Annotated in this window: 12 protein-coding genes and 1 pseudogene; 5 read left to right on the top strand and 8 right to left on the bottom strand. The window is 74.6% G+C overall.

Annotation, left to right across the window (positions count from 1 at the left end; genetic code table 11):
* Positions 1–4: 4 nt before the first annotated feature.
* Positions 5–1,108: an LLM class flavin-dependent oxidoreductase gene (locus DSM104329_RS10545; RefSeq protein WP_259315394.1), complete on the bottom strand. Its 1,104-nt coding sequence runs from the start codon at positions 1,106–1,108 to the stop codon at positions 5–7.
* Between the two features lie 132 nt (positions 1,109–1,240).
* Here DSM104329_RS10545 and DSM104329_RS10540 point away from each other — a divergent pair, with 132 nt between their 5' ends.
* Positions 1,241–3,343 (top strand): MMPL family transporter, encoded by a 2,103-nt coding sequence (locus DSM104329_RS10540; RefSeq protein WP_259315393.1) that lies wholly within the window; start codon positions 1,241–1,243, stop codon positions 3,341–3,343.
* Between the two features lie 13 nt (positions 3,344–3,356).
* Positions 3,357–4,955, top strand: a complete 1,599-nt coding sequence (locus DSM104329_RS10535) for a gamma-glutamyltransferase family protein (protein WP_259315392.1) — start codon at positions 3,357–3,359, stop codon at positions 4,953–4,955.
* A 38-nt stretch (positions 4,956–4,993) separates the two neighbouring features.
* Here the strand turns inward: DSM104329_RS10535 and DSM104329_RS10530 are convergent, their stop codons facing one another.
* Positions 4,994–5,749 carry an ABC transporter permease gene (locus DSM104329_RS10530; RefSeq protein ID WP_259315391.1) on the bottom strand — a complete coding sequence of 252 codons (756 nt, stop codon included), beginning with the start codon at positions 5,747–5,749 and terminating at the stop codon, positions 4,994–4,996.
* Positions 5,748–6,533: pseudogene (locus tag DSM104329_RS29065) on the bottom strand (ABC transporter ATP-binding protein); the annotation flags it as partial. The gene DSM104329_RS10530 and the pseudogene DSM104329_RS29065, both read right to left, overlap by 2 nt.
* A gap of 150 nt (positions 6,534–6,683) precedes the next feature.
* Here DSM104329_RS29065 and DSM104329_RS10520 point away from each other — a divergent pair.
* Positions 6,684–7,655, top strand: a complete 972-nt coding sequence (locus tag DSM104329_RS10520) for a helix-turn-helix transcriptional regulator (protein ID WP_259315389.1) — start codon at positions 6,684–6,686, stop codon at positions 7,653–7,655.
* Here DSM104329_RS10520 and DSM104329_RS10515 read toward each other — a convergent pair.
* Positions 7,639–9,486, bottom strand: coding sequence for a glycosyltransferase (locus DSM104329_RS10515; protein ID WP_259315388.1), 1,848 nt, complete (start codon positions 9,484–9,486; stop codon positions 7,639–7,641). The two genes, DSM104329_RS10520 and DSM104329_RS10515, sit on opposite strands and share 17 nt — an antisense overlap.
* Positions 9,483–10,331, bottom strand: coding sequence for a glycosyltransferase family 92 protein (locus DSM104329_RS10510; protein ID WP_259315387.1), 849 nt, complete (start codon positions 10,329–10,331; stop codon positions 9,483–9,485). Before DSM104329_RS10510 ends, DSM104329_RS10515 begins: the two co-directional genes overlap by 4 nt.
* 73 nt (positions 10,332–10,404) lie before the next feature.
* Between DSM104329_RS10510 and DSM104329_RS10505 the strand changes: the two genes are divergently transcribed.
* The gene (locus tag DSM104329_RS10505) at positions 10,405–11,460 is read left to right on the top strand and encodes an LLM class flavin-dependent oxidoreductase (RefSeq protein WP_259315386.1); all 1,056 of its coding nucleotides are present in this window, start codon (positions 10,405–10,407) and stop codon (positions 11,458–11,460) included.
* Positions 11,461–11,568: 108 nt separating this feature from the next.
* Positions 11,569–12,195, top strand: coding sequence for a gamma-glutamylcyclotransferase family protein (locus DSM104329_RS10500; RefSeq protein ID WP_259315385.1), 627 nt, complete (start codon positions 11,569–11,571; stop codon positions 12,193–12,195).
* Here DSM104329_RS10500 and DSM104329_RS10495 read toward each other — a convergent pair.
* The 3 genes from DSM104329_RS10495 to DSM104329_RS10485 all read right to left on the bottom strand — a co-directional run bounded on the left by DSM104329_RS10495 (position 12,132) and on the right by DSM104329_RS10485 (position 15,687).
* Complete coding sequence (locus tag DSM104329_RS10495; protein ID WP_259315384.1) at positions 12,132–13,316, bottom strand: MFS transporter; 1,185 nt, start codon at positions 13,314–13,316, stop codon at positions 12,132–12,134. The two genes, DSM104329_RS10500 and DSM104329_RS10495, sit on opposite strands and share 64 nt — an antisense overlap.
* 60 nt (positions 13,317–13,376) lie before the next feature.
* Positions 13,377–14,168 carry an endonuclease/exonuclease/phosphatase family protein gene (locus DSM104329_RS10490; protein ID WP_259315383.1) on the bottom strand — a complete coding sequence of 264 codons (792 nt, stop codon included), beginning with the start codon at positions 14,166–14,168 and terminating at the stop codon, positions 13,377–13,379.
* Between the two features lie 145 nt (positions 14,169–14,313).
* Positions 14,314–15,687: a DHA2 family efflux MFS transporter permease subunit gene (locus DSM104329_RS10485; protein ID WP_259315382.1), complete on the bottom strand. Its 1,374-nt coding sequence runs from the start codon at positions 15,685–15,687 to the stop codon at positions 14,314–14,316.
* Positions 15,688–15,929: the final 242 nt, after the last annotated feature.

Genomic DNA, 15,929 nt, shown 5'->3' with positions numbered 1-15,929 from the left:
CGTCTCACGCCGCGCGGCGCACCCCGCGGGCCTCGAGCCTCGGGAGGATCTCGTCGCGCAGCACCGGCAGCTCGTCGAGGTAGTTGACGAGCCCCACCGCGGCCCCGGCGTAGCCCGCCTCGGCGAACGCGGCGAGCCGGTCGGCCACCTCGTCGTGGCTGCCGACGACCAGGCCCAGGCCCGAGCTCGCCGACATGTTCCGCCGCCATGCCTCCTCGCGGCCCTCGGGCACCATCACGCCCATGCGCTCGGTGAGGATGTCCACGGCCTCCCAGTCGGCGTGCTCGACCGCGTAGTGGTGCACGTACTCCTCCGCCTCAGCGCGGGTCTCCCGGCTGACGATCGTCAGCGTCACGCACACCGACGTGTCGGGCCGGCCGCTGTCGGCAGCGAGCGCGCGGAAGTCCCGCAGCTCCTGGACCGAGCGCTCGTCGAGCTCGAACACGTTGGTGAACAGGAAGTCGACGTGCCGTGCCGCGAACCGGCGTCCGGCGGGCGAGTAGCCGGCGTTCATCACGAGCGGCTGGGTGCCGCCGTACGGCTTCGGGTGCCCCTGCGCTCCCTTGGCGACGTAGTACTCGCCGTCGAAGTCGAAGGGCTCCTCCGAGGACCAGAGCCGTCGGACGAGCTCGATCCACTCGGCCGCCCGGTCGTAGCGGCTGTCGTGCCACTCCCTCCCGATCCCGAACATGGCGAACTCGTCGGGGCGCCACCCGCAGACGAGGTTGAGGCCGAACCGCCCCGCGCCGACCTGGTCGGCCGTCGCCATCTGCATCGCCGCCATGATGGGGTGGAACAGCGGTGCGTAGACGGTGCTGAAGACCGTGATGCGCCGGGTGCGGGCCAGGACCGCGCTGGCCCAGGTCATGGTCTCGAGCACCGACTTCTGAAAGCCGTTGCGCCCGCCGTAGCCGATCCAGCGTGACGCGGGGAGAAGGAAGTCCAGTCCCGCATCGTCAGCGGCGACGGCGAGCTCGAGGTTGTCGGCCCACGTCGCCTCCCAGCGCTCGGGGGCCGCCGTCGAGACCATGCCGCCCGACACGTTGGGCGGGAAGAGGCCGAGCTTGAAGTGCTCGGGCCAGAACATCGATGCGTCTTCTCGGGCCATGGTCACCTTCGTCGCGGGGTCGGGTCGAGGACGGGACCGTATCCGATATGAGAAAAACTCAAATCGTAGGTCGTCACGAAACCGGCGCGCAGTCGTCAACCGTGGAAGGCGCGGGTCCGTACCGTTCCCAACGTGTCGAGAGCGCTGACGTTCGCCACCGGGCGCCGGATGAAGTGGGTCGTCGTCGCGGCCTGGATCGTCCTGGCCGGCATCGGCGCCTCGTTCGCGGGCAAGTTCGAGCAGGGGCAGAAGAACGAGCAGTCGAGCTTCCTGCCGGGCAGCGCCGAGTCGGTCAAGGCGCTCGAGCAGACGAAGCGCTTCCCATCGGGCGACAACGCGCCGGTCGTGGTCGTCTACCGCGCCGGCGACGGCCGCCTGACGCGCGACGACCTGCGCAAGGTCACCGGCGACAAGCAGGCGCTCGACGACAAGCCCCCGGTCGCCACGGGCGGGTTCAGCGGGCCGATCGTGTCCCAGGACGGCACGACGGCGCTGCTCGTCGCTCCCATCAAGCCCAACGGCGAGTCGGACCGCCTCGTCGACGCCGTCGACGGGGTCCGCACCCAGGCCTACCGCAACGTCCCGGACGGACTCGACGTGAAGGTCACCGGCGCGGCGGGATTCTCGCGCGACGCGATCGAGGTCTTCTCGGGCATCAACGGCACCCTGCTGTTCGGCACCGCCCTGCTCGTCCTCGTCCTGCTGCTGATCATCTACCGCAGCCCGATCTTCTGGCTGATCCCGATGACCGCCGTGATCTTTGCCGAGATCACCGCGCGCGGGGTCGGCTACGGCCTCGAGGAGCTCGGCGTCACCGTCAACGGGCAGACGGGCGGCATCCTGCCCGTGCTCGTCTTCGGCGCGGGCACCGACTACGCGCTCCTGCTCGTCTCCCGGTACCGGGAGGAGCTGCGCCGCCACGACGACAAGCACGAGGCGGCGGCGCTCGCCATGCGGCGCGCGGGCCCGGCGGTGCTCGCGTCCGGGTGCACGGTGATCGTCGCGCTCCTCGTCCTCATGCTCGCCGAGGTCAACGGGACGTCGGGCATCGGGCCGGTGTGCGCCGTCGGCATCGCGCTGGCGATGCTCAGCATGCTCACGCTGCTGCCCGCGCTGCTGGCGATCACCGGCCGCCGGGCGTTCTGGCCGTTCATCCCGCACGTCGGCGACGAGGGCACCGACGAGACCCACGGCTTCTGGCGGCGGACCGGCGAGCGCATCGCACGCCGCCCGCGCGTCGTCTGGATCGCGACGACCGCCGGCCTCCTCGTCCTGTGCCTCGGCCTGACCCAGCTCAACACCGACCTGACGAACGGCAACGGCTTCCGCGACTCGGTGGACTCGGTCGCCGGCCAGAAGCTGCTCTCCGAGGCGTTCCCGGCGGGCGCCAACGCGCCGACGAACGTCATCGTCGGCGACGCGTCCCACGTGGGCGCCGTGCGCAGCGCGCTCGAGAAGCAGCCGGGGGTCGCGCAGCTCGGGCCCGTCGAGCGGGGCGCGGGCGGCGCCCGCTTCGACCTCACGCTCGTCGCCGACCCGTACTCGAAGGCGGCGTTCGAGCAGATACCGAGCCTGCGCGACGCGGCCAAGGAGGCCGGCGGGCCGCAGACGCTCATCGGCGGCCCGACGGCCCAGCAGCGCGACTTCAACGTCGCCGCCGCGCGCGACAACCGCGTCATCGTCCCGATCGTGCTGATCGTGATCTTCCTGATCCTCGTCGCCCTGCTGCGCGCGATCACCGCACCGCTCATCCTCATCGCGACGGTCATCCTGTCCTTCGGCGCGGCGCTCGGCGTCGGCAGCTTCGTCTCGATGCAGGTCTTCGGCTTCGCCGGTCTGGACTCGACCTATCCGCTGCTCGTGTTCATCTTCCTCGTCGCGCTGGGGGTCGACTACAACATCTTCCTCATGGCCCGGGTGCGCGAGGAGGCGCACCACCACGGCTCCAGGGACGGCATGATCCGCGGGCTGGCCGTCACGGGGGCGGTGATCACGTCCGCGGGCATCGTCCTCGCCGGCACGTTCTCGCTGCTCGCGCTCCTGCCGCTCGTCGTGCTGACCGAGCTCGGCTTCACGATCGCGTTCGGCGTGCTGCTCGACACCCTCGTCGTACGCTCCATCCTCGTGCCGGCGCTGACCCTCGACATCGGCCCCGCGATCTGGTGGCCGTCGAAGCTCGCCCACCACCGCGAGCGCCGCCGCCCGTCCTCCGACCCGGCGACCGAGCCGAGCTGAGACGAGCCGAGCCGTGAGCCGCCTGGCGCACTTCGAGTCGGCCGGCATCGCCAGCGGGCGCCCGCTCGTCCTCGGCGCCCGCGCGATGGTGGTGACGCCGAGCGCGTGGGCGTCGTCGGTCGGGCTGGAGGTGCTGCGGGCCGGGGGCACCGCGGTCGACGCGGCGGTCGCCGTCGGCGCCGCGCTGTCCGTCGCGCATCCGAACCAGTGCGGGCTGGGCGGCGACGCGTTCTGGCTCATCCGCCCCCGCGGCGACGCGACGTTCGCGCTGAACGCCTCGGGGCGCGCGCCGGCCGGCGCCGCGGCCGGCGACCTGCTCGACCGGGGCCTGACGGAGATCACGCCGCGCTCGCCCTTCGCCGTGACGGTGCCGGGCATGGTGGGCGGATGGCGCGACGCCCACGCGCGGTTCGGCCGCACGGAGCTCGCCCGGCTGATCGCCCCCGCGATCGAGGCCGCCGAGCGCGGTTTGGCGGTCACTCCGCTGCTCGCCCGCTACATCCGCAGCAGCGAGGAGGTGCTGCGCGCCCGGCCCGAGGCCACGCGGATCTTCCTGCCCGGCGGGCGCGCTCCGGCCGTCGGCCACGTCCTGCGCCAGCCGGACCTCGCCGGCACGCTGCGCGCCATCGCCCGCGACCCCGGCGCGTTCTACACGGGGGCGCCCGCCGGGGCGATCGCGGCGGCGATCGCCGCCGAGGGCGGGTGGCTCGACGCGGGCGACCTCGCGGCCCACGCGTCGGACTGGGTGCAGCCGTTGACCGCGCCGTTCGGCGGATGGGACGTGCAGGAGATGCCGCCCAACTCACAGGGGATCACGGCGCTCATGGGGCTCGCGCTGATCGGCGCGGCCGGGCTGAGCGGCGCCGACGCGCCCGCGGCCTGGGCGGGCGCCGGCATCGCCGCCGCCCGCACGTTCATGGCCGTGCGCGACCGGGAGATCGCCGACCCGGCGTCCATGCGCCGCACGCCGCAGGAACTGCTCGACCTCCGCTTCCTGCGCGGCGCGCAGCACGAGCCCTGCGGCCCGGCCGAGACCGCCGCGACCCCGGCGGGCGACACCGTCCACTTCGCGATCGTCGACGAGGACGGCACGGCGGTGTCGTGCATCCAGAGCGTCTTCGACATCTTCGGCAGCGGGATCGTCGTGCCCGGCACCGGCATCCTCCTCCAGGACCGCGGGCGCTCGTTCTCGCTCGACGACGCCCACGTCAACGCGCTGCGCCCCGGCCGGCGTCCGATGCACACGCTCGCGCCGGGACTGGCGCTGCAGGACGGGCGCACGGCGGCCGTGTTCGGCTGCATGGGCGGCCACGCACAGACCCAGGTCCACGTCCAGCTGCTGAGCGCGCTCGCCGGGCGGGGCGCGGATCCGGTCGAGGCCGTGTCCGCGCCGCGCTGGGTGCTCGGCGCCCCGCCGGAGCGCGCCACCGTCCTCGCCGAGGACCGCGACGGGCTGCCGGAGCTCCTGGAGGCCGGCGGCCACGCGGTCGAGCGGGTCGACCCGTTCTCCCCGGCCATGGGCAACGCCCAGGTCATCGTCGCCGACGAGGACACGGGCGTCCTCGCCGGCGCGGCCGACCCGCGCTCCGACGGCGCGGCCCTCGGCTACTGAGTGCGCAAGGCGCCGGCCGCCGCCGCCTGAGCGGCGCGTCACGCCGTCGCGCGGCGCATCGCGCGCACGCCGATCGCCAGCCCGGCCACCGCTACGCCGGCCGCCGCGAGCGCGCCCCACAGGGCGGTCGTCGTCAGCTCGCCGGCGAACAGCGCGCGCTCGGCGTCGACGATGTACTTCAGCGGGTTGAAGTCCGCGAGCGTCCGCAGCCAGGCGGGGCCGTCCTCGATCGGCAGCAGCATCCCGGACAGCAGCATGAGCGGGAACAGCAGCGTCTGCTGGACCGCCCAGAAGACCCACTGCTGGTCGGACACCGCAAGCGCCAGCGTGTAGGACAGCGCGCCCAGGCCGACCGCGAAGAGCGCGATCACGACAAGGCCGAGCGCGCCGGCCGGCTCGAGGTCGAAGCCGAACGGCATGACGACCGCGACGACGACGAGCGACTGGACGACGACCGGCAGGATCTCCTTCAGCGCGCGGCCGACGAGCAGCGCCGGGCGCTCGAGCGGCGTGACGAGCATGCGCTCGTGCGAGCCGGACTCGATCTCGAGCAGCAGGTTCGAGCCGGTCATGGACGCCGCGAACAGCGCCGACATGACGAGGATGCCCGGCACGAACCACTGCAGCGAGGCCTGCTCGCCCAGGCCCGTGACGCCGACGACCAGCGGCCCGAAGAGGGCAAGGAAGAACAGCGGCTGGATCATGCTGAAGATCAGCGAGAACGGGTCGCGCAGCGTCGGGCGCAGCTCGCGGCGCAGGACGGTCCCGGTGTCGCGGACGACGGCGGTGGTCATCGACGCGCACCTCACGGACGTGCACCACCTCGCGCGCGGCGGCGGCGAGGCGCTCGGCGTCGCCTCGGTCGCCGGCGCCCAGCACGATCCAGTCGCCGGCGAGCTCGGCCTTCAGGCGGTCGGCCGTATCGTCCGCGATGACGCGCCCATGGTCCATGACCATCACGCGCTCGGCCATCGTGTCGGCCTCGTCGAGGTAGTGCGTCGTCAGGAACACGGTCATCCCGTGCTCGGCGCGCAGGCGCAGAATGTGCTCCCAGAGGGTTGCCCGGATCTGCGGGTCGAGGCCCGTCGACGGCTCGTCGAGGAACAGCACCGGCGGGCGCTGCACGAGCCCGATCGCCACGTCGAGCCGGCGGCGCTGACCGCCCGACAGCGTGCTCGCCTTGCGGTCGGCGAGCGGCTCGAGGTCGAGCGCGGCGAGCAGCTCCTCCGTGCGAGCGCGCGCCTCGCGCGCGCCGATGCCGAAGCAGCGGCCCTGCGTGACGAGCTCGTCGCGGACGCGCTGGGCCGGCCCCGCGGCGTTGCCCTGGCCCACGTAGCCGATGCGCCGTCGCACCGCGTCGGGCTCACGCACGACGTCGTGACCGGAGACCCTCGCCTCGCCGACCGTCGGCCGCAGGAGCGTCGTCAGCATGCGCAGGCTCGTCGACTTGCCCGCACCGTTGGGGCCGAGGAAGGCGACGAGCTCACCCTCGGCGACGTCGAGGTCGAGCCCGCGGACCGCCTCGACCACTCCCGCGCGCGTCTTGAAGTGGCGGGTGAGGCCGCGGGCGCGGATGATCGGGCCGGCAGGCGCCGGGGCCGGGCGAGCGCTCTGCGGCCGCCGGCGGGTCAGCGGCGGCGCCTGAAGAAGGGCTGAGGTCGGCATGCCGGAGATGATTCCCGGCATTTAGGCCACATCCTGACCGCATCGGATGGCACGATGGTCGGCGTGACCGATCCGACCTCGCGCATGCTGCGCCTGCTGACCCTGCTGCAGACCCATCGTTTCTGGCCCGGCGTCGAGCTGTCGGACCGGCTCGAGATCAGCCCGCGGACGCTGCGACGCGACATCGACCGCCTGCGCGAGCTCGGCTATCCGGTCGACGCCACGCGCGGGGCCGCGGGCGGCTACCGCCTCCAGGCCGGCTCGGACCTGCCGCCGCTGCTGCTCGACGACGACGAGGCCGTGGCGATCGCGGTCGGCCTGCGCACGGCCGCCGGAGGCTCCATCGCCGGCATCGAGGAGACGTCGGTGCGCGCACTGGCCAAGCTCGAGCAGGTGCTGCCGGCGCGCCTGCGCCGCCGGGTCAACACGCTGAAGACCGTGACCGTACCCCTGGCATTCGCGCCGCGCGAGACCATCGAGCCGGAGACGCTCACGATCCTCGCGCAGGCGTGCCGCGACGCCGAGCGCCTCCAGTTCGAGTACCGGCGCCGCGACGGCGAGTCGGCCACGCGCGCGGTCGAGCCGCACCGGCTCGTGTCGGTCGGGCGGCGGTGGTACCTCGTCGCCTGGGACGTGCACCGGGCCGACTGGCGGACGTTCCGGCTCGACCGCCTCGAGGCGCCGCGCACCTCGGGCGCGCGCTTTGCACCGCGCGAGCTGCCGGCCGAGGACGCAGCGGCGTTCGTGCGCCAGTCGCTGCGCTCGATCCCGACGCGCTACGAGGCCGATGTGACGCTGCACGTGCCTGCGGAGGCGGTGGCCGACCGGGTGCGGCCGTTCGGCGGGACGGTCGAGGCGGTCGACGACGAGCGCTGCCGGATGCGCATGACCGGCGACTCGCTGCCGTGGCTGGCCGCGGGCATCTCACTGCTCGAGTGCGACTTCGAGCTGCACGGCCCGCCCGAGCTGGCCGCGTGGATGCGCGGCCTGCACGGGCGCATCGACGCGGGCGTCGCGGTCAGCCCAGCAGGGTGAGCAGCACTCGGTCGAGGTGCTCGAGGTCGATCGTGATCGGCGCGGCCCCGGCAGCCGCGCGCCGGCACACGACCTGCGCATGGCGCTGGCCGAGCGCGCTCGTCAGCGTCCAGCCGCGCTCGATCTCCCCGGCGGTCGCGCCTTCGGCGACGAGCTCGATCACGAACGCGCCCTCGGGAGCGAGCAGCGCGCCGTCGAGCCACGGGCCCTGCACCACGAGCAGCGCCTCGGCGCGGGCGAAGTGGTGGATGCGCTCGGGCTGCGTGAGCTCGTCGTCCCAGGCGGCCTCGAACCCGTGGCGGTACAGCAGCTCGAGCAGCGCGTCCTCGTCCGTGCGACGCGCGAGCGCGTCGCGGCGGGCGACGAACAGCCGGCGCGGCAGCACGGCGTCCGCGGCGGCCGGCGCGAGCGCGGCGCGGGTGCGGCGCAGCGCCGCCGGGCAGGCGCGACGGGCGCGCGCGACGCCGGGACCGGGCAGCAGCAGCTCGCCGAAGCGGTGCAGCGTGTCCGGTACGGGCGTGCGCAGGTCGAGCCCGCCGAGCCCGAGCAGCTCGAGCGCCGCGTGCTCGTCGGCGCGCAGCGGGGGCACGAGGACGGGCGCGTCGCCGAGGATCCCCCGCTCGCGGGCGAGCAGCAGGCGCGGCACGAGCTCGAGCCAGAACGAGCCCGGGGCATGGCGGCCGTGGATCCCGGCGAGGACGGCGCGTTCGCCGCCATCGGCGGTGGGGCCGGCGGGCCGCGTCAGGGTGCCCCGGGCGCCCGCGGCGAGCCCGAGCGGGCGCAGCTCGACCGGCGCCGCGGGCGGCGCGTCGAGGAGCACCTCGCCGGCGCTCTCGTTCAGCGCGAGGAGGTCGGTCCCGTCGACCAGGCCGCCCGACACGCGCGTGAGGAACTCGGGTGCGGCGTCGATCTCGCGGGGCGCCGTGCGCCGGAGCACGTGCTCCTCGAGCGGATCCGCGACCCCGGGCTGGAGCGAGAGCAGGACGAGCTCCGTGCGGGCGATCGCCTCCCCGGACGACGGCGCGGCCGCGACCGCACGCACTCGCAGGACCCGCCCACCGTCCGGCACCCCGGTCAGCCGCTGCTCGGCCAGGAACGCGCGGCGCTGCTCGTCGCCGCTCCACGGATCGCGATACAGCGTGCCGCCGCGGACGCGCCGCGCGACCCGCCGGTTGCCCGCGAGCTCCTCGTCGTCGCCGCCGCGCCCGTCGTCGGCCAGCGGCTCGAGGCCGCCGCCGATGCACAGCGTCCGCGTCTTGCGCGGCAGCGCCCGCTCGTGGCGCGCCGCGCCGAACCCCGCCCGCCGCGCGCGGGCCGCCCACTCCCCGTGCGCCGAGCCGTAGCCGCGAAAGCGCGAGTCGAAGAAGCCGACCGCCTCGAGCGCCGCCCGGCTGACGCCCAGCGCGCCGGCGGGCTCCTCGGGCGACCGCACCGGATCCTTCGCGGTCCCCTCCCCACCCTCGCGGGTCCTCACGTGCGCGCGGTCTCCGGGCGCGTGGGAGACGACGCCCCAGCGCTCGGCGGCATCGGCCCATTCGCGGTCCCAGCCGGCCTGCGCCGGGACGAGGTCGTCCTCGATCAGCACGATCGCCTCGCAGCCCGCGGTCAGGAGGTGCCACAGGGCGCGGTTGCGGTTCCACGCGGGCCCGCGGCGCTCGCCGGCGATCACGCGAACGCCCTCGGCCCGGCCGGCCTCCGCCGTGCCGTCACCCGAGCCGTCGTCGGCGACGACCAGCGCGACGGGCTCGGCGCTGAGCTCGCGCACCGCCGCGACGATGCGCAGCACGGACGCGCGGCGCTCGTGGCTGAGGATCCCGACGCCGAGCGTCACGCCTCGAGCCCGATGTCGTCCAGCAGCGCGCGCACGTCCGGCGCGAAGGCGCCGATCTGCAGCTCGGCCTCCTCGTTGCGGTCGTGGATCGCGAACTCCTCCGCGTTGCGCTGCTTGCGCGGGTCGATCGCGCTCTTGCCGCCCTTGCCGCGCGCCATCTTCTCGTCCCATTCCGCGCGCGAGCGCGTGAAGTAGTGGTTGACCCGCGCGATCGAGTGGCTGATCTCGCGCGTGTCCCCCGCCACCGGAGCGAGCGTCTCGCCGAGCAGCGTCTGGCCGCCGCGCCCGCCGCGCAGCTGCGGCGTGTGCAGGCCCGAGCCGGTGACGAGGTCCAGCCGCGACAGGCTCTTGACCTGGCGGTTGCCGCGGTACGAGCGCTCGGCGCAGCGGTCGAAGCGCTCGATGACGAGGCCCGGCGTGCGCTGCTCGTGGCCGGCGCTGCCGAGCATCTTCCAGTTCATGGCGATCGAGCCGAGGGCGCCGAACTGCTCGACGAACGCCTGGACGCTGTCGTGGCGCTCGAAGACGAGGAGCTCGTCGAGGTCGATGAACGCGATCCACTCGGCGCGGCCCGCCAGGCGGGCGATCCCGTCGGCGTGCGCGGCGAGCTGCGGCTTGACGTCGGGCGCCACCGACCAGGGGATCCGCTCGGCCAGCCCGGCGGCGTGCAGGCGCTCGAGGACGGCGGCGGTGTCGTCGCGGCTCTCGTGGTCGTAGACGACGATCGGATCGAAGCCGATGAGGTGGTGGTACGCGGCCCACTCGGCGATGTACGGGCCCTCGTCCTTGGCGATCGCGCAGATGGCGACGCGGGGCGCGGCGGTGGTGTGGGGCTCGGTCGGCACGGGCGCGACCGGGCACTGTAATGCCCGGACGAGTGATTGCGCATGCAACTACTTGCTAGACTGAGTGACGACCATGGAACTCGGGATCTACACCTTCGCGGAGATGACGCCGGACCCGGCGACGGGCCGCACCGTCTCCCCCCACCAGCGCCTGCGCGACCTCATCGAGGAGATCGAGCTCGCCGACCAGGTCGGCCTCGACGTCTTCGGCGTGGGCGAGCACCACCGCCCGGACTTCGCCGTGTCCGCCCCGGCCGTCGTGCTCGCTGCGGCGGCCGAGCGCACGCGCGACATCCGCCTGACGAGCGCCGTCACCGTGCTCTCGTCCGACGACCCCGTCCGAGTCTTCCAGGCCTTCTCGACGCTCGACCTCCTGTCGGGCGGCCGGGCCGAGATCATGGCCGGGCGCGGTTCGTTCATCGAGTCGTTCCCGCTGTTCGGCCTCGACCTCGAGGACTACGACGAGCTCTTCGCGTCCAAGCTCGACCTGCTCATCGAACTGCTCGACCGCGAGCGCGTGACGTGGGCCGGCCCGCACCGCCCGGCGCTCGAGGACGCCGTCGCGTACCCGCGGCCGCTGCAGGAGCGCATCCCGCTGTGGGTCGCGGTCGGCGGCAACCCGCAATCGGTCATCCGGGCCGGCGTGCTCGGCCTGCCGATGGCGCTGGCGATCATCGGCGGAGAGCCCGCGCGGTTCGCCCCGCTCGCCGACCTGCACCGCCGGGCCGCCGGACAGGCCGGCCATGGGAGCCTGCCGCTGAGCATCAACTCCCACGGCTACGTCGCCGACACGTCGCAGCGCGCGGCCGACGAGGCGTTCCCCGCCTTCAAGGTCACGATGGACCAGATCGGGCGCGAGCGCGGCTGGCCGCCGATGACGCGCGAGGACTTCGACGCGAGCCGGACGCTGCACGGCGCCAACCTCGTCGGCAGCCCGCAGGAGGTGGCGGAGAAGATCCTCCACCAGCACGAGATCTTCGGGCACGACCGCTTCCTCATCCAGCTCAGCGTCGGCACGCTGCCGCACGCGAAGATCATGCGGGCGATCGAGCTGTTCGGCACCGAGGTCGCCCCGGTCGTCCGGGCGGCGACGGCCGAGCGCACCGCGGACCGCGCGGCGGCGGCCTAGTGGTTCGTCTCGTAGCTATCGGCCTGAAAGGTGGGTCGGCGGCGCCGCCAGGCAAGGACGCAGACCCGAAGGAATCCCCTTGGGATTTCGAGCGGTCGAAAACGCCGCATGGCGGTGATCGACGGCCCGCATCTCGGGTCGGTGGTTACGGGACGGGCCACTAGCCTCAGCGGCCTGTCCACGCCGCAGTTCGTCTTCGCCTACGGGTCGCTGGCGGTCGCCGCGGGCCCGCTCTCGCGCACGCCGTCCGCCCGCGGCTGGATCGCCGAGCTGCCCGGCTTCGCGCGGCGCTGGGGTGTGGCGATGGACAATGCGCGCGACCTGCCGGGCTACAAGCACTACCGCCTCGTGGACGGCACGCGGCCCGAGGTGTTCGTCACGTTCCTCGACATCGTCCGGCGGGCCGGCGCGGCCGTCAACGGCGTGTGCCTGCCGGTCGGCGACGAGGCGCTCGCGCTGCTCGACCGCCGCGAGCGCAACTACGTGCGGCGCGACGTGACGGCGCAGATCGACGGCGCGCCCGGACGGGTGTGGGCGTACGCCGGCTCGCCGAGTGCGCGCGCTCGGCTGCGCCGCGCCCGGGCTCGGGGGCGCGCGGTGATCAGCGCCGAGTACCTCCAGCAGGTGACGGCCGGCTTGCGCGCACTCGGGCCGGGCGAGCTCGCGGCGCTTCAGGCCTCCCTGACCGGCGACGCGCCACCGGTCTGGGAGCTCGCGCGCATCGACTCCGCCTGACGGCGGCGCAGGAGCGCGGCGAGCGTCACGACGGAGGCGGCCGCGACCAGCGCCGGGGGCACCGCGTCGCCCGTCGCCTTCGCCAGCGCCCCGCCGCCACCCGAGCCGACGACCATCCCGGCCGCCCACGCCAGGTTCACGAAGCCGAACGCGAGGCCCTGCCGCAGGCCGGACGCCTCCGCGGCGTCGGAGAGCAGTGCCATGGCGGGCGCCCAGAACAGGCCGAGGGCGGCGGTCGTGGCGACGATCAGCGCCGCGAGGACGATCGCATGACGCGGCACGGTGAACAGGCACAACGGGATGGGCGCAATGGCCAGGCCGACGCGGATGGGCACCAGGCGGCCGCGACGGTCGGAGACCCGGCCGACGATCGGGCTGATGATCGCTTCGACGCCGGCGGCGACGAGGAACGTGGCGCCGACCGCGACGCCGCCCGCGCCGAGATCGTCCAGGCGCAGCGAGCCCAGGACGGTGACGGCGCCGAACCCCGCGGCGGGCAGCACCACGAGCCACATTCCGCCCAGGAGCGCGGGCCGCCGCAGCGCGTGGCCGACGTCGCGCAGGCCCTGCGGCTCCTCGCGTGGCGGGGCGGGCGTCGTCGCGGCCCACGCGGCGAGCGCGCCGGCCACCACGACGACGGTGCTGAACACGATCTCCGGCTTGGTGAGGTCGGCGATCGCCCCGACGACGGGGCCGAACAGCGACCCGCCGATGGCCGCCCCGAGCGCGGTGCCGATGAGCGCGCCCCGGCGCGCGGGCGGCGCCGCCTCGACGAGCCAGGCCAGGCCGCCCGCCCACGTGCACGCGCCGCCGATGCCCTGCACGAAGCGGGCGGCGTCGAGCAGCGCGACGTGGTTGGCGAAGCCGAAGACGAGGCTCGAGCCGGCGAGCAGGCCCAGGCCGAGCAGCACGGTCGGCCGCGCCCCGACCCGCGCGACGACCAGGCCCGCCGGGATCGCGCCGATGAGCGTCCCCGCGGGATACGCGGCGCTCAGCAGGCCCGCGGCCGCTTTCGACAGGCCGAGCTCGTCGGCGTAGTGCGGCAGCAGCGGGACGACGGCGGCGTAGAACATCGTGTCCACGAAGACCACCGCGCTGACGAGCAGGACGAGCCGGCGCACCGGGACATCGTCGCAGCGGCGGGCGCGGTCAGCCGGACATCGTCGCAGCGGCGGGCGCGGTCAGCCCGCCGGGCGCAGGGCCGCCCAGATCGCCGCGTGGTCGCTCAACCCGGCGTCGCGCCAGGCGTGCTCGTACTCGCAGGCGGTCGGGACGAGGTCGCGGACGATGACGTGGTCGAGGCGGTAGCCCATCTTGCCGTGCGGATACAGCCAGCTGCGGTCGCGGCGCCCATAGCCGTGCAGGACGCGGAAGGCGTCGGCGTAGCCGTGGTTGAGGAGGCCGACGACGAGACCCAGCTCCGCGGCGTCGTGACGCTCGCCGTGCGTGGGGCGGATGCGGCCCGAGCGGGTCCGCGCGAAGCTCTGCACCTCGCCTTCGCGCGACTCGTACTGCGGCGTGTTGAGGTCGCCGGTGAGGATGCGCGGCGTGCTGCTCGGCGGGGCGAGCGCGGCGTAGACCGTCTCCAGGGTGACCACCTTCACCTGCCCGGCCCTGCTCGAGATCGGCGCGTGCAGGACGTGCAGCTCGACCTCCTCGCCGTCGAGCGGGGTGCGGACCGCGAGGTGGCGCTCCGGCCACGGCAGGTCGAGTGGCGCCAGCGGCTCGATCGGCCCGCGGGCGGCGACGAGCACCCCGAGCCGGCGCTCCGGCGGGCGCGGGCCGGCGTCGACCAGCGTGGCGGCGATGTGCTCGTAGCCGAGCGCCCCGAGCGCCTCCCGCCACGCCGGCAGCGCCGTGACCCGGACCTCCTGCAGCGCGACGAGGTCCGCCGGCCGCTGGGCGATGGCCCGCGCCTGCTCGGGCACGCTGCGCACCCGGCCGGCGACGTTCCAGCTCAACAGCACGCTCATCCGCGCGCCACGATGGCACGTCGCGGCCGGCGTCAGCCGCGCCGGCCGTTTGGCGCGGCTCACCAGGGCCGGCACGTCGAGCGTCGAATTTCTCAGCTGCAGGCTGAGGAACTCGACGCTCGGTGGTCCGGCGGCCGGCCCTGGCTCAGCGGGTCGGCGCGGCCGCGGGCTGCGCCGCGTGGACGGCGGCCCGGCGCCGCGGGGCGAGGAGCAGCAGCGCGGCCACGCCGCCCGCGAGCGAGAGCGCGGCAAGCACCCACCAGGCGGCCTGGAACGCGGCAAGCTGGTCGGTTGCGCCGGACGCGGTCCCCAGCACCGCGATCAGCACGGCCACGCCCACGGCAAGGCCGACCTGGCGCAGCATGTTGATCACCGCCGAGCCGGTGGCGAAGCTCTGAGGCGGCAGGGATCCGGCCGCGGTGGCCATGAGCGTCGGCAGCGTCAGGCCGACCCCGACTCCGGTGACGAGCATGCCGCCGAGCATGTCGCCGACGTAGTCGGGCTCGACGCCCGCCGCCAGCGCCCACCAGGCGATGCCTGCGGCGAAGATCGTCGTTCCGGCGGCGGCGACCCGGCCGGCGCCGAAGCGCACGATGAGCGGGCCCGCGACGAAGAAGGCGAACACCGGCACCATCAGCGGGCCGGGTGCGATCGCGAGTCCCGTCTTGAGCGCCGACCAGCCCCAGACGCCCTGCTCCCAGAGCACGACGGACAGGAGCATCCCGCCGAACGCCATCGAGAACAGCGTCATCGCAACCGAGGCGCCCGAGAACGCCCGCATCCGGAACAGCGCCGGGTCGACGAGCGGGTTGCGATGGCGCAGCGAGCGAAGGACGAAGAGCCCGAGCGTCGTGACGGCGACCGCGAGCGCGACGACGGTGGGCGCCGAGCCCCACCCCCAGTCCTCGCCCTTGACGAGGCCGGCCGTCAGGGCGGCGATGCCGACGGTGATGAGCGCCGCGCCGAGCGCGTCGGGATGCGGCACCGGGTGGCCCGGCACGTGCGGCAGGCGCCGCCAGCCGACGACCAGCGCGGCGATGCCGATCGGCAGGTTGACGAAGAAGACCCAGCGCCACGAGCCGGCGACGAGCAGGCCTCCGACGACCGGTCCGATGGCCGCGGCCACCCCGCCCACCGCCGTCCACGCGCGCACCGCGTCGGACCGCCGCTCGGCGTCGGTGGTCGCCAGGATGAGGCTCAGCGACGTCGGCGTCAGCAGCGCCGCACCGACCGCCTGAAGGATCCGGAACGCGACGAGCGCCGGCAGCGAGTCCGCCAGACCGCAGGCGGCCGACGCGGCGGTGAAGATCGCAACGCCGAGCAGGAACCCGTTCTGGCGCGCGCGCCGCTCGGCCATGCGCCCGAAGAGCACGAGCAGCGCGGCGTAGGTGATCGCGTACGCGTTGAGGACCCACGACACGTCGGCGAGGTTCGTGGTGCCGAAGTCCCGCGCGATGTCGGGCAGGGCGACGTTGACGATGAAGAGGTCGAGGCTGGCCAGCACGACGCCGGCGCACACGATGAGCAGGACGAGCCGCGAGGAGGCGTCGCCGCGGCGGCCGAACGCCGAGCGTGCCGGTTCGCCGCCGTCGCCGCGGAGCGCCCTACCCTGCCCATCATCGCCGCGGAGCGCCCCACCCCGCCCGCCGTCGCCGCGGAGCGCCCCACCCCGCCCGTCCTCGCCGCGGGACGCCCCGCCCCGCGCGCCGCCGGTGCGGAGCGCCCCACCCCGCCCGCCGTCGCCGCGGAGCGCCCCACCCC

It is taken from the genome of Capillimicrobium parvum, assembly GCF_021172045.1.
Taxonomy (GTDB): Bacteria; Actinomycetota; Thermoleophilia; order Solirubrobacterales; family Solirubrobacteraceae; genus Capillimicrobium; species Capillimicrobium parvum.
This window is presented reverse-complemented; position numbering and strand designations above follow the sequence as displayed.

Coding starts and splice junctions, on each gene's coding strand:
- DSM104329_RS10505 (WP_259315386.1), top strand. CDS start 10,405: ATGGAACTCGGGATCTACACCTTCGCGGAGATGACGCCGGACCCGGCG.
- DSM104329_RS10500 (WP_259315385.1), top strand. CDS start 11,569: ATGGCGGTGATCGACGGCCCGCATCTCGGGTCGGTGGTTACGGGACGG.
- DSM104329_RS10545 (WP_259315394.1), bottom strand. CDS start 1,108: ATGGCCCGAGAAGACGCATCGATGTTCTGGCCCGAGCACTTCAAGCTC.
- DSM104329_RS10490 (WP_259315383.1), bottom strand. CDS start 14,168: ATGAGCGTGCTGTTGAGCTGGAACGTCGCCGGCCGGGTGCGCAGCGTG.
- DSM104329_RS10530 (WP_259315391.1), bottom strand. CDS start 5,749: ATGACCACCGCCGTCGTCCGCGACACCGGGACCGTCCTGCGCCGCGAG.